General features: G+C 69.1%; 12 protein-coding genes. 6 read left to right on the forward strand and 6 right to left on the reverse strand.

What is annotated here, in order from left to right:
* Positions 1 to 128 precede the first annotated feature (128 nt).
* The 4 genes from AB0J87_RS31930 to AB0J87_RS31945 all read left to right on the forward strand — a co-directional run bounded on the left by AB0J87_RS31930 (position 129) and on the right by AB0J87_RS31945 (position 4,163).
* Complete coding sequence (locus AB0J87_RS31930; protein ID WP_363971038.1) at positions 129 to 2,165, forward strand: ATP-dependent DNA helicase UvrD2; 2,037 nt, start codon at positions 129 to 131, stop codon at positions 2,163 to 2,165.
* 76 nt (positions 2,166 to 2,241) lie between these two features.
* On the forward strand, positions 2,242 to 3,111 hold the full coding sequence (gene tesB / locus AB0J87_RS31935) for an acyl-CoA thioesterase II (protein WP_363971040.1): 870 nt from the start codon (positions 2,242 to 2,244) through the stop codon (positions 3,109 to 3,111).
* Positions 3,112 to 3,664: 553 nt separating this feature from the next.
* On the forward strand, positions 3,665 to 3,934 hold the full coding sequence (locus AB0J87_RS31940) for a WhiB family transcriptional regulator (RefSeq protein WP_350725390.1): 270 nt from the start codon (positions 3,665 to 3,667) through the stop codon (positions 3,932 to 3,934).
* Between the two features lie 64 nt (positions 3,935 to 3,998).
* The gene (locus AB0J87_RS31945; RefSeq protein ID WP_363971042.1) at positions 3,999 to 4,163 is read left to right on the forward strand and encodes a hypothetical protein; all 165 of its coding nucleotides are present in this window, start codon (positions 3,999 to 4,001) and stop codon (positions 4,161 to 4,163) included.
* 246 nt (positions 4,164 to 4,409) lie between these two features.
* Here the strand turns inward: AB0J87_RS31945 and AB0J87_RS31950 are convergent, their stop codons facing one another.
* Entirely contained in the window at positions 4,410 to 5,006 is a 597-nt protein-coding gene (locus AB0J87_RS31950; RefSeq protein WP_363971044.1) for a hypothetical protein, read from the reverse strand.
* Positions 5,007 to 5,084: 78 nt separating this feature from the next.
* On the opposite strand from AB0J87_RS31950, the gene AB0J87_RS31955 reads away from it, so the two are divergent.
* A complete protein-coding gene (locus tag AB0J87_RS31955) occupies positions 5,085 to 5,714 on the forward strand; it encodes a TetR/AcrR family transcriptional regulator (protein ID WP_363971046.1) in 630 nt (209 codons plus the stop codon).
* A gap of 175 nt (positions 5,715 to 5,889) precedes the next feature.
* Here the strand turns inward: AB0J87_RS31955 and AB0J87_RS31960 are convergent, their stop codons facing one another.
* The 3 genes from AB0J87_RS31960 to AB0J87_RS31970 all read right to left on the reverse strand — a co-directional run bounded on the left by AB0J87_RS31960 (position 5,890) and on the right by AB0J87_RS31970 (position 7,504).
* A complete protein-coding gene (locus AB0J87_RS31960) occupies positions 5,890 to 6,813 on the reverse strand; it encodes an RNA polymerase sigma-70 factor (protein ID WP_363971048.1) in 924 nt (307 codons plus the stop codon).
* A complete protein-coding gene (locus AB0J87_RS31965) occupies positions 6,810 to 6,965 on the reverse strand; it encodes a hypothetical protein (RefSeq protein WP_363971050.1) in 156 nt (51 codons plus the stop codon). Before AB0J87_RS31965 ends, AB0J87_RS31960 begins: the two co-directional genes overlap by 4 nt.
* A gap of 155 nt (positions 6,966 to 7,120) precedes the next feature.
* Entirely contained in the window at positions 7,121 to 7,504 is a 384-nt protein-coding gene (locus tag AB0J87_RS31970; RefSeq protein WP_363971052.1) for a DoxX family protein, read from the reverse strand.
* Between the two features lie 227 nt (positions 7,505 to 7,731).
* Here AB0J87_RS31970 and AB0J87_RS31975 point away from each other — a divergent pair, with 227 nt between their 5' ends.
* Positions 7,732 to 8,451, forward strand: a complete 720-nt coding sequence (locus tag AB0J87_RS31975) for an SDR family NAD(P)-dependent oxidoreductase (protein ID WP_363971054.1) — start codon at positions 7,732 to 7,734, stop codon at positions 8,449 to 8,451.
* Between the two features lie 780 nt (positions 8,452 to 9,231).
* On the opposite strand, the gene AB0J87_RS31980 is transcribed toward AB0J87_RS31975, so the two are convergent.
* Together AB0J87_RS31980 and AB0J87_RS31985 are read right to left on the reverse strand one after the other, a co-directional pair.
* On the reverse strand, positions 9,232 to 10,566 hold the full coding sequence (locus AB0J87_RS31980) for an AarF/UbiB family protein (protein ID WP_363971097.1): 1,335 nt from the start codon (positions 10,564 to 10,566) through the stop codon (positions 9,232 to 9,234).
* A gap of 62 nt (positions 10,567 to 10,628) precedes the next feature.
* A complete protein-coding gene (locus AB0J87_RS31985) occupies positions 10,629 to 12,299 on the reverse strand; it encodes a hypothetical protein (RefSeq protein ID WP_363971056.1) in 1,671 nt (556 codons plus the stop codon).
* Positions 12,300 to 12,687 lie beyond the last annotated feature (388 nt).

Consider the following 12,687-nt stretch of genomic DNA (forward strand, 5'->3'; position numbering starts at 1 on the left):
TGGTCGGACCCATTGTGAGGGAAGAGACCGGTTCTTTGCATCTGGTGGCTATGAACATACGTCGGCCCGCATGTTGCCAGAATAAAGAGGCTGTCCGCTACACCTGCGAGTATGTACGGGTGAACAATATGGATGACGTCCTGTCCGGTCTCGACCCCGAGCAGCGCGCGGTGGCCGAGGCGGTGCGCGGTCCGGTGTGTGTGCTGGCCGGCGCGGGCACCGGCAAGACCAGGGCGATCACCCATCGCATCGCGCACGCGGTCCGCAGCGGGGTGGTAGACGCGCAGAGCGTGCTCGCTGTGACGTTCACCACTCGGGCGGCGGGGGAGCTGCGCCAGCGGCTGCGCGCGCTCGGGGCGCCCGGCGTGCAGGCCCGCACGTTCCACGCGGCGGCGCTGCGGCAGCTCACGTACTTCTGGCCGAGGGTCATCGGCGGCGCGGCGCCCTCGGTGATCGAGTCCAAGCTCCCGGTGCTGGCGGAGGCCTGCCGCCAGGTCCGGAAAACTCCGGACCGGTCGGAGTTGCGGGACATCGCGGCCGAGCTCGAGTGGGCCAAGGTCACCCAGATCGGGCCGGAGGACTACGTGACGGCCGCGGCGAAATACCACCGCACGCCCCCGGTCCCGCCGGAGGAGGTCGCGCGCCTTTATGAGGCGTACGAGCAGATCAGGCGCGAACGCCACCTGGTCGACTTCGAGACCATCCTCGAGCTGACCGCCGCCGTGATGACCGAGCACAAGGAGGTCGCGGGGCAGATCCGCCAGCAGTACCGCTATTTCGTGGTGGACGAGTACCAGGACGTCAATCCGCTGCAGAAGCTCCTGCTCGACACCTGGCTCGGGGGCCGCGGCGACCTCTGCGTGGTCGGCGACCCCAACCAGACGATTTACTCCTTCACCGGCGCCACCCCGCGCTACCTGACGGGCTTCGCGGTTGAGCACCCCGACGCCGCCGTCATCAAGCTGGTGCGCGACTACCGCTCGACCCCGCAGGTGGTCGAGCTGGCCAACCGGCTGATCGTCAGATCCCCGCACCGGCTCGACCTGGTGGCCCAGCGCCCCGACGGCCCCAAGCCGTCCATCTCCGACTACGACGACGAGCCCGCCGAGGCCGCGGGGGCGGCCCGCGCGATCAGGAAGCTGCTGGACAAGGGCGTGCCCTCGCGGGAGATCGCGATCCTGTTCCGCGTCAACTCGCAGTCGGAGGCGTACGAGGAGGCCCTGTCCAAGGCCGAGATCCCGTACGTGCTGCGCGGCGCCGAGCGCTTCTTCGACCGCCCGGAGGTCCGGCAGGCGGTCGTCCTCCTGCGCGGCGCCGCCCGCGCCTATGCCGGGGAGCCGCTGGCCGCCGAGGTCCACCACATCCTGACCGGCATCGGCCTGACCCCGTCCCCGCCGGGCGGCGGCAAGGCCAGGGAGAAGTGGGAGTCCCTGAAGGCGCTGGCGGACCTGGCGGAGGACATGGCGGCCGAGGGCGCCGACCTGCCCGCGTTCGTGGCCGAGCTGGAGCGCCGGGCCTCCGAGCAGCACGCCCCGCCCGTGGAGGGCGTCACCCTGGCCTCGCTCCACGCCGCCAAGGGCCTGGAGTGGGACGCCGTCTTCCTGGTCGGTCTGACCGACGGCATGCTCCCGATCATCTACGCCGAGTCCCCGGAGCAGATCGAGGAGGAGCGCCGCCTCCTCTATGTGGGCGTCACCCGCGCCCGGGAGCACCTCTCCCTCTCCTGGGCCGGCGCCCGCGCCCCCGGCGCCCGCAGGACCCGCCGTCCCTCCCGTTTCCTCGACGGTCTCGGCTCCCGCGCCTCCTCCGCGTCCCCGCCCCGCGTCTCGACCGCCCCTCGCGAGCGGCGTGCGGTGGCGGCGCCGGTGAGCTGCCGGGTGTGCGCGAAGACGCTGGTGGCGGCCGCCGAGCAGAAGCTGGGGCGCTGCTCCACGTGCCCGGCGGACTACGACGAGGCCCTCCTCGAACGCCTGAAGGCCTGGCGCACCGCCACCGCCAAGGAGGCCAAGGTCCCGCCGTACGTCGTCTTCACGGACGTGACCCTCCAGGCCATCGCGGAGCGCGCGCCTTCCACGGAGCAGGAGCTGCTGTCGATAGCGGGCATCGGCAAGATCAAGGTGGACCGCTACGGCGAGGCCGTCCTGTCTCTCTGTCGCGCCGACTGACAGCCCCGCTTTAGTCCCATATAAGAGGCACGTCAGACTTGTCCCCAACACCCGAGATCCCAAGGGGGACGGATACGTGAACGAGGCGCTGAAGGAGCTGCTGGATCTGCTCGACCTGGAGCAGATCGAGCTCGACATCTTCCGGGGACGGAGCCCGGAGGAACGCATCCAGCGCGTCTTCGGTGGTCAGGTGGCGGCCCAGGCCCTCGTGGCGGCCGGCCGTACGGTGCCGAAGGACCGTCACGTCCACTCTCTGCACGCCTACTTCATCCGCCCGGGCGACCCCTCCATCCCGATCATCTACAACGTCGACCGCCTCCGCGACGGCCGTTCGTTCACCACCCGCAGGATCGTCGCCGTCCAGCACGGCAAGGCGATCTTCACGATGTCGGCGTCGTTCCACATCGCCGAGGAGGGCGTGACGCATCAGGCGTCCGTCATGCCGCAGGTGCCCGACCCCGAGACGCTCCCCACGTTCCGGGAGCGGATGTTCGAGGCGGTCGGCGACCACCCCGAGCTCCGCGAGTGGTTCTCGCGCCCCCGCCCGGTGGACGCCAGGTACGTCTCGCCGCTCACCTGGGAGGCGTTCAAGAACCCCGACCTGCGCAGCGCCGAGACCAACGTGTGGTTCCGCTACCACGCCGACCTGCCTGACGACCCGCTCCTGCACGTCGTGCTGGCCGCGTACGCGTCCGACTTCACGCTGGTCGACACGATCCTGCTGGCCCACGGCATGGCCTGGGGCGCCTCCAACGTCTCCGGCGCCTCGCTGGACCACGCCATGTGGTTCCACCGCCCCTTCAGGGCCGACGACTGGTTGCTCTATGCTCAGGAATCCCCCTGGTCGGGGGGAGCTCGGGGACTCGCACGCGGCGAGATGTTCACTGCCTCGGGCGAGCTCGTGGTCTCGGTCGTCCAAGAGGCCATGATCCGCCTGACGAAATAGTGTCGACACGCCGCGTGCAATAGGCCGCCAGGCGCGGTCAATGTAACAAAATCGCAGGTAGAAAATATGTTGCCCCTTCCCGGGTTCCCGGTTTAGGGTCATGGTCAAGCGAGTCGGACACTACTGTTCCGACGATCCAGAGAGTGGAGGTGAGTCACCGTGATCAGCATTCAGATGGCAGCTACGCAGTGGCTCGCTTCCGCATGCCGTGACTCGGTGAGACTCGTTGACGGTCCCACCAAGCTGCGGCAGGAGAAGTCTGCCCGTAGCCAGGCCGCCGCCTACGGCGCGCGCGCCCACTTCGGCGCTGCCACGCCAGCTGCTCCTGTCTACACCGCACGTATCGAACTGCCGGCTTACCAGCTCACCAATGGTGGACTGTGGGGTCCGCAACCCTGGAGGGATACACCGGTCATAACCTGACCGGCGTATACAGCCCCCAGGCCGCGGATCCTGCAGACGGATCCGCGGCCTTACTTATTTGTCCGTGATTCCCGACCACCTACGAGGTGTCCGACCAAGATCAAAAAGATCTGACAAAAGGAGAAAGCAGATGGGGGCGAAGACGATCATGGACCTGATCGACGAAGCCAAGATCCCCTGCCGTACCGACCCTGACCTGTGGTTCGCCGAGTCGCCGGAGGACGTCGAGTTCGCCAAGGCTCTCTGCGGCGGCTGCCCGATCCAGAAGGCCTGCCTGGCCCGCGCGCTCGAGCGCGAGGAGCCGTGGGGCGTCTGGGGCGGCGAACTCATCCTCAGGGGAGCGATCGTTCCCCGTAAGCGTCCGCGCGGGCGTCCCCGCAAGCACCCGGTCGCTGCCTGAACACCGCACCTTCAACCAGAAAGCGAACAAACCAATGAGCACTCAGATCACGAGGAGCCGAGCAGTGCCGGATCTCATCCATGACCTGGTGAGTGACCGAATACAAACCCTCCACCGCGAGGCGGAGGAGCAACGCCTCATCGCGCGCGTCACCCGTGTGCAGCGTGCGCGGCGCAAGGTCCAGCGGGCGAACGACCGCCTCCGCGAAGCCCTGAGCCGCCAGATCTGACCGGGGAGATCCTGCCGCCGGCGCAGGATCTCCCCGCAGATCCCTTTTCAGAGAGCCGGGCGCCCGAAGCGCCCGGCTCTCCGCGTATAGCTACGCCCCCGAACCTCGCCGCCCGCACCCCGGACCCCGCACCCCGGACCCCGCACCCCGGAACCCCGGACCCCGCAGGCCGCGTCCGCAGTGCGCGGCCCGTCGGACGCCATCGCCTTCGGGTGTCGCATCCCCGGAGCCGCCGCCGGTGATCGCTCAGGTCGTCGGCCCTACACCCATCGTCCGTGACGGATGCGCGACGAACTCCTCCGCCCGCCACAGCCGGGCCGCCATCCAGGCGACCCCGATCGCCGCCACCACGAGCCCGGCCAAGTACACCGGCACCGGCACCACGCTCCGCAACGACCCCGGAACCATCCCCACCGCATAGAGCACCACCCCGACCGCAGGCATGGCCCCGCTCCTGATCGCCGCCACGCTGAAGGTCAGCACCCCCGCCAACAGCACGGCCGACGTGACGAGGAATGCCCGCCCCGTGCTCCCCGCCAGCAGTTCGCTGACCGTACCCCCGCCGAGGTAGGGAAAGACGAAGTGCAGGATGTACTCGATGGCGAACGCCCCGGCCAGCCCGGCCGAGTTGAGCACGTACCCGATGAGTCCGAGACCGCCTGCCGTACCCCGAACGATCAGGTAGATGCCGGTGATCGCGAGGAGACCCGTCAGCGCCCCGAACGGCGCGATGGCGTGCGTGAACGCCGTCTCAGGCAGCAGCCCGGCGCGCCGAGCCGAGTTCACCACGAGCAGGACGGCGCACACGAACCCGGCCGCCGCCGTGACCCGGTAGACACCCATCTCTGGAGCCCTTTCTCTCGGTGATATCAAGCGATAACGCTCGTTATGATGCGCGTTATCGCCGGATATGGTGAGAGCGTGCCGAGAGACGTAAGCACCCCGAAAGAACTCGGCGCGCTGCGCCAGGGCCTGCTCGACGCGGCCATGCGTGTTCTCCGCGAACAGGGCGCCCTCCACCTCACCCTCCGCCGTGTCGCGGACGTCGCGGGCACCTCCACCATGGGCATCTACACCTGCTTCGGCAGCCGCTCCGGCCTCTTGGAAGCGATCTACGAGTACGGCTTCAGCCTCCTCCACGACGCCATGACCTCGTCACTGAACGGCCACGCCGACCCGCTGGCCCGGATCATGGCGGTGGCACGCGGCTACCGGGAGTTCGCGCTGGCGGATCCCGCGCTCTATGCGCTGATGTTCGAGCGCCCGCTTCCCGACTTCGACCCGTCACCCCAGCGCCGGAACGACGCCCTCAACCTCACCTTCGACCTCCTCACCCAAGCCACCTCGGCCGCGGCCCAGGCCGGGCTCATCCAGTCGAACGACCCGATACGTGCGGCGTACCTGGTGTGGACCACGATCCACGGCATCGTCAGCATCGAGCTGACCTGCTCACTCCGCAGCCCGCTACCGGGCTGGTTCCTGAACTCGCGCGAGGAAGGCGAACGCGTACTCACCGAAGGCGTCCGCGCCCTCCTCGCGGGCCTCACCTGAACGACCGCGGAAGCGGCGCCCGGCCGCCTGCCGTGATGTCGGCACCACGGGAAGAAGGCCCCTCGCGAACGGCACCGACTCCTACCGGCCGGCCAAGGCTCAGACCGCCACAGCCAAGAAATCCACAGCGGGCTGACAATTCACGACCCACTCGACGTGCAGTCGGAAGTCGCGGCTACTCCGTGGGCCGGCGTGCCTGTCTTACTTCCCGGTCGACTGCCCAGGCGTCCGCCACCGTGCCCAGGTGCCCGAGCTTGTCGGGGTTGATCACCGCGCGGATCGTCTGGATCTGCCCGTCGAGTACGTCGAGCGTCAGGGTGTGGAGCACCTTGCCGTCCCGGTCGCGGAAGATCGCGCCCGGCTGGCCGTTGACCTCGTGCGGCTCGCCCGTCACGCCGATCAGAGCCATCCGAGGGAAGGCGGAGGCGAGCAGCCGGGCCACGTTCTGGGCGCCGACGACGGCCTTGGCCAGTTGCGGGGCCTTCCCGCCGCCGTCGCCGACCATCGACACGTCGGCAGCCAGCAGGTGCTGCAGTCCGACCACGTCGCCTTCGCGGAGGGCATCGAAGAACCGCGATGCCAGCTCGTCCCGCTCTTTGCGATCCGCCTCGAAGCGGGGCCGGCCTGCGGCCATATGGCGCCGCGCCCGTACCGCCAGCTGGCGGCACGCCGCCTCCGAGCGCCCCACGGCCGACGCGACCTCAAGAAAGCCGAAGTCGAACACCTCCCGCAGCACGAAGACCGCCCGCTCAAGCGGGGACAGCCGCTCCAGCAGCAGCAAGGCCGCCATCGACAACGAGTCGGCCAGCTCCGCCGACCGTTCCGGGTCCTGGTACGGGTCGGCGAGCAGCGGCTCGGGAAGCCACGGCCCGACGTACTCCTCCCGCCGGACGCGGGCCGAGCGCAGCACATCGATGGAGATCCGGGTCACCGTGGCCGACAGGAACGCCTTGGTCGACCTGGGCTCGGTCGGGGTGGCCTCGAAGCGCAGCCAGGTCTCCTGAACCGCGTCCTCGGCCTCGCTCACGCTGCCCAGAATCCGGTAGGCGAGCGAGAACAGCAGCGGCCGCAGCCCCTGAAACTCCTCGGCCCTGCTCATGCCAACTCCTCCTTGAAACCCTGCCGCCACGAGGGGCAGCGCAACTGCCGGCCGAGCTCCCGCTTGGCCTTGCCGTCGGACAAGCCGCGCTCCTCGCCCATCATCGTCACCACCACCTGCCCACCCAGCAGCGGGGCCGCCCATACGGGCACCCACGTCGGCCGCTTCGCTCCCGCGCGCTCCGCCAGATGAGGCAGCTCCGCTCCCGCCTGCCACGAACACTCGCATGATCATCTCCCTCCGTGAACGACCACCGGCCCTTCCGCGGACCGGGGTCAGAAGATCGGAAACTGTGCGTCGTCGCCTGTCAGCCGGTGAAGGCCCCAGGACCGAAGCGGCCCCACGCGACGAACGCCGCAACCGCGAGATAGATCAGATTCAGCACCACGAACGCGGCTTCCCCACGTCGGCCGTGGGTGATCATCGCGCCGACCATCAGCAGGATCCAGCACACCGCGGTCACCGCCACCAGAACCGGCGCGATGCCGAGCACGGCGGGCATGATCAAGCCCACCGCGGCCAGGAGCTCAAGGACGCCCAGGGTCCTGACGAAGCCGGCGCTGGCGTCCGCGGTCCATCCCCCACCACGGAACACAGCCAGCTTCTCCCTGGGCACGAACGTCTTGCTGATCCCGCCGCTCACCGCCACCGCGGCCAGCAGCCCGGCAGCGATCCACAACGCGAGGTTCATCGTCCACTCCTTGACAGAGAATTGCCTGCACCCCCTAGACGAGACAGCAACCCCCGCCAGTGACATCGCGTGCGTACGGCCATCTCGGGCACGTCCTCACCCCGCCGGCACGCTGATACCCGCTACCAGCCCGCAAAGGGCTGCCGATTGTGAGGACGCTCACACCGTGTCACAGCTCAGCAGGGTGTCTCGTCTCAGAGGGCATGACGAACTCGGAACAGACCACAGTGCTGATCACCGGCGCCAACAAGGGGCTCGGTTTTGAGGCGGCCAGGCGGCTCGGGGAGCAGGGCTGGACGATCTTCCTCGGCTCGCGCGACGAAGAGCGAGGGCGGGCGGCCGCCGCCAAGCTGACCGACGGCGGCGCGAACGTGGTCATGGTCCCCCTGGACGTGACCTCGGACGAGTCGGTGAAGGACGCGGTACGGCTCGTTCGCGAGCACACCGACCGACTGGATGTGCTGATCAACAACGCCGGCGCGCCGGGAAGCGTCGTCCCACCTGCGGACGCGACGGCTGACGAGATTCACTCCGTCTACGACACCAACGTGTACGGACCGATCAGGGTCACGCACGCGTTCCTTCCCTTGCTGCAGGCGGCGGACAATCCGCGGGTGGTGATGGTGTCCAGCGCCGTCGGCGCCTTCGCGGTCGTGACCGATCCGGAGCAGCCCGCCTCGAAGATGCACGAGCTCGCCTACAGCTCGTCGAAGGCGGCACTGAACATGATCACCGTCCGGTACGCCCAGGCGCTCCCAGAGATCAAATTCAACCTGGTCACTCCCGGGGAAGTCGCCAACCGCAAGTTCGCCGCCACCGACATGAACCATCACACCGGCCAGCTGACGGTCACCGAGGGCACCGACCCGATCGTCAAGCTCGCGATGATCGACGCCGACGGGCCAACCGGCATCTTCATCGACCGCCTTGGCCCCGTTGCCTGGTGACGGCCCGGGGCTCGGGCGCCGGTCGCGTGGTGATTGCCCGGGGCTCGGGTAACGGCTGCGTGGTGACTGGCCGGGGCTCGGGTAACGGCTGCCTGGCGACGGCCCGGGGCTCGGGCACCGGTACCCACCGGTAGGTAGCGTCCGCGGGCACGGTCGCCCGTGACGCCTACAGGCCGCGCCTCGCATTGCCATAACGGTTCCGGTGCCCTGACCTGCGAGAAAGTCATCTCTTGGTGCGTGGCTCCTGGCCTCAGTTCGACGCTGCCGGAAGATGTGCCCTGATGCTCGGCTCTCGGCGTCGGTTCGACACTGCCAGGGGGATGTGCCGTGTTGCTCACCCACCGGCGCCGGCTCAGCACCCTGGAGGGGGTGTGCTGACCATCAGCGCCGGTGGGATCACCGAGCATGGCACGGGCACATGCACGGGCCTTGTGGACCGAGCCGGCCGGAGGTCACGGACCCGGACGGGCCGTTCCGGAAGCCGGATCGGTCACGGACATCGGGGCGCCGCACTCACTTCAGGCACCATGACGCCGAACCGTGCGCGAGCTCATGCCTGCCTGACCGCGTTCGTGCTACCCGCGCCATGGGGGGTGGGGGAGCGAGTGGGTCCGCGGAGGTGGTGAGCAGGCGCGCGGATCGGCGCATGTGGATCCTTTCGCGTTGGTAACGGCTTGCACTCGTATCATTACACAGCGAAGTCAGAAGTTAACCTGATGTTCAGTAAAATTCCTGCGGCCCGCCAACAAGCCGCCGGATCAGCCTCAACGGCCGGGACGATCAACCGATGGCCAGGGCCTCGTCGTTGGGATCGTCGGCGAAGCCGGGAACCCAGCGGATCACCTCGTCGCGGAAGCGCGCCGTGGTGCCCAGCTGGCACAGGACGCCGATGCCCGCCGCGTGGACCCGGTGGATGAGCACGTACGAGGCAGGCAGGTTGAGCTGGCGGACCACGTTGGTGGGCCGCAGATCCGTCACGCTCGCGGCCTGGGCCTGCAGCCACTCCCGGCTGAACGTGAACTCCTCCACCGCCGTCGGCTCCACGTACGGCGCGAGAAAGGCCCGCAGCGCGTCCGGATCGATCTCGATGTCGCTGCGGATGAACCCTTCCCGGCGCAGGCCCGCCGTGACGGTCTCCATGTCGCCCTCGTTGAAGATCCTCGTCAGCCGCCCGAACGCCTTGGGGTAGCCCCCGGGCAGGCGGTTGACCGCGCCGAAGTCGAGGACCCCGAGCTTGCCGTTGGCCAGCATGCGGAAGTTGCCCGGGTGCGGGTCGGCGTGGAGCATCCCGACCCGCGCGGGGGAGCAGAAGAGGAAGCGTACGAAGAGTAATCCCGCCCGGTCGCGCTGCTCCTTGGTGCCCTCGGTGATGACGCGGGACAGCGGGGTGCCGTCCATCCACTCGCTGACCAGCACCAGCTCGTTGGCCGCGACCACATCGGGGACGTGGAAGTCGGGATCATCGTTGAACTCCAGCGCGAAGGCGTGTTGGGCCTCGGCCTCCCGGAGATAGTCGAGCTCCTCCGCGACCCGTTCGCGCAGCTCCGCCAGCACGGCCTTCACGTCGAGGCCGGGCAGCAGCACGCCGAACAGTTTGCCCAGCCGCGCCAGCTGCGCGAAGTCGCCGAGCAGAGCCTTGCCCGCCCCCGGATACTGGATCTTGACGGCCACCTCCCTGCCGTCGTGCCACACGGCCTTGTGCACCTGGCCGATGGACGCCGCGGCCGTCGGCTGGTCGTCGAACGACAGGAAGTTTTCTCGCCAGTCGTCACCCAACTGCTCGGTGAGCACCTTGTGGACGGTGGACACGGGCAGCGGGGGAGCGGCGTCCTGAAGCTTGGTCAGCGTGGCTCGATAGGGACCGACGATCTCCTGCGGCAGCGCCGCCTCGAAGATGGACAGCGCCTGCCCGAGCTTCATCGCGCCGCCCTTGAGCTCGCCGAGCACCTTGAAGATCTGCTCGGCCGTACGCTGCTGAACCTCCTGAGCCACGATCTCCGCAGACTTGCCGCCGAGCCGCTTGCCCAGCCCGAGAGCGGCGCGGCCGGCGAAACCGAGCGGAAGGGCGGCCAGCTTGGCGGAACGCGTGACAGCACGGCGCGGAAGATCGCTCACCCTCATGCGCGGAACCTCGACGAGATACCGCTTCCCCCCTTCATGGTCATCCTCTGAGCACGTCAGTCGCGGTTAGGAGACATGACCATTCTTAGCGAATATGGATTGTTTCGCATACAACGACATTGCGGATGTATGGTCCACGACCGTCTTTTCCAGCGCCAATCAGGTGTTACGTCCATTGTGCCGTTGGTCACAGCCGACTCCCTGCCATCAAGGTAGGCGAGCGCATGGCCCGCCACCGCCGCCGCGACCAGCGCCGCCAGGGTGACGTCGCAGGCGATCTCGCCCGGCGGATATCCGCCCAACCGGGCGGTGACGATCGGCCACATCGGGTCGCGATCCCGCCGCGTCAGGTCCAGGCAGTGCAGGCACGCCGTCTTCCCCGGGATGACCAGCGGGCCCACGGTCCCGTGCCCTTCGAAGGCCGAGGCCAGGAGGTGCGGGATGCCGAGCGCGGTCAACTCGTTGACCAGCACCCCGTCGAGAGGGGCGACGGGTGTGAGTATGACGAGGTCGGGGCGGTCCGACTGATCCCCGAGGTAGGGGCCTCCCGCCATCGCGTTGACGGACGGCCGCGGCACGCTCTCGTCTTCCTCGGTTTGGGGGATGCGGGCGCCTTGCGTAGCTCGGGTGGTGCGAGGACCTTTCCCGGCTTGCGGGCGTTGGGGTTGGGCGGGCTGGGCTGTCGGAGTTCCTTCGGCGCTGCGGCTGTTTGCGGTGGCGCGGCGGTTGTCTTTTGCGCGGGTGGTGGGCTGGGCTGGGTTGGTGCCGGTGGTGGTGATGGGTTGGGGCGCGGCGGTGCCGGTGGTGGCGATGGTCTGGGGTGGGTTGGCGCCGGCGGTGGCCATGGACTGGGCCGTGGCGGTGCCAGCGGTGGGCTGGGGTGGGACGGTGGCGGCGGTGGACATGGGCTGGGCCGTGGTGGTGCCGACGGTGGGCTGAGGTCGGGCGGTGCCGATGGTGGGCTGGGCCGTGGTGGTGCCGATGGTGGGCTGGGGTGGGGCGGTGGCAGTGGCGGTGGCAGTGGCGGTGGGCTGGGATGGGGCGGTGGAGGTGGGCTGAGGTGTGGCGGTGTGGAAGGGGGCGGGAGGTGCGGTATCGGTGGAGGCGGCCGGACTGCGCCGCGCCGTGGGGGTGCGGCCGCCTGAGGTGAGTCGCCGGGCGACCGTCGCGGCGCCGACCTCGCGGGGGAGGCCCACCTCCGCCCACGTCAGGCCTCCCGGTGTGATGTCGCACGGGCGTGCCGTGGCCGGGTCGAGGATCCGGATGGTGCCGACTCCTGAGGCGGCGAGCAGGGCGGCCACCTGGGCGCCCACCCGGCCCGCTCCATAGACGCGCACTCGCCGCTCGCGGCGGCGGGCGATGAGGCCGATCGCGCCGTCGGGGGCGGTCGAGGCGAGGTCGAGGGCGTCGAGGTCCGGTCGCAGGCGGTCCCGTTCGGCCAGGGAGAGGTCGGCGATCGGCGCGGGGCTGGTGGCGGCGTCGTGGAGAGCGCCTTGGGCGGCGAGTTGATCCAGCAGGGAGCGGGCGCGGATCTCGTCCAGGCCGGCGGCGGCCGCGTCTCTCAGGACGCACTCCAGGTCGCGGGTGCCGTCGAGGCCCTCTATCCATCGACGGACGGCCTCGGTCAGGCCGCTCAACATGACGGCCCGGAGAGGGTGTGCGCCGTACTGGAGTGTGTGCTTGTCGCGGATGATGCGCCGGAGGGCGGGCTTCACACGTGGCCTCATGGCGGGAAGGGTTCCATGCCGGAGCAAGATCCCGAGGGGGTTCGGCGATGGCTGTGGATAACTACGGGCCGTGAAGGCGCCTGTGGAAGCAAGCAGGTCAGAGCACCGATGGGCGGCATATCCGGTTGATGACAGGCAAGGCCCGCCTCCGGTTGGCCGGGGAGGGCTGGGGCGGTTGCGGGTGAGCCCTGTGGAGGGGGTGGGAACGTGGTCGCCGGCGGTGGCTGTCGGGTGGTGTGGTGTGGGTGGTTGGGGTGTGGGAGTGGCCCTTGAGGGTCGGAATGTGGTCTCGGGCGGTGGCTGTCGGGTGGTGTGGTGTGGGTGGTTGGGGTGTGGGAGTGGCCCTTGAGGGTCGGAATGTGGTCTCGGGCGGTGGCTGTCGGGTGGA

Source organism: Nonomuraea sp. NPDC049625 (assembly GCF_040675285.1).
In the GTDB taxonomy this organism is placed as follows: domain Bacteria; phylum Actinomycetota; class Actinomycetes; order Streptosporangiales; family Streptosporangiaceae; genus Nonomuraea; species Nonomuraea angiospora_A.

What these genes read in the sequence shown, in the direction of transcription:
- AB0J87_RS31930 (WP_363971038.1), top strand. Translation starts at nt 129, where the DNA reads ATGGATGACGTCCTGTCCGGTCTCGACCCCGAGCAGCGCGCGGTGGCC.
- AB0J87_RS31940 (WP_350725390.1), top strand. Translation starts at nt 3,665, where the DNA reads ATGGGGGCGAAGACGATCATGGACCTGATCGACGAAGCCAAGATCCCC.
- AB0J87_RS31950 (WP_363971044.1), bottom strand. Translation starts at nt 5,006, where the DNA reads ATGGGTGTCTACCGGGTCACGGCGGCGGCCGGGTTCGTGTGCGCCGTC.
- AB0J87_RS31960 (WP_363971048.1), bottom strand. Translation starts at nt 6,813, where the DNA reads ATGAGCAGGGCCGAGGAGTTTCAGGGGCTGCGGCCGCTGCTGTTCTCG.
- AB0J87_RS31970 (WP_363971052.1), bottom strand. Translation starts at nt 7,504, where the DNA reads ATGAACCTCGCGTTGTGGATCGCTGCCGGGCTGCTGGCCGCGGTGGCG.
- AB0J87_RS31985 (WP_363971056.1), bottom strand. Translation starts at nt 12,299, where the DNA reads ATGAGGCCACGTGTGAAGCCCGCCCTCCGGCGCATCATCCGCGACAAG.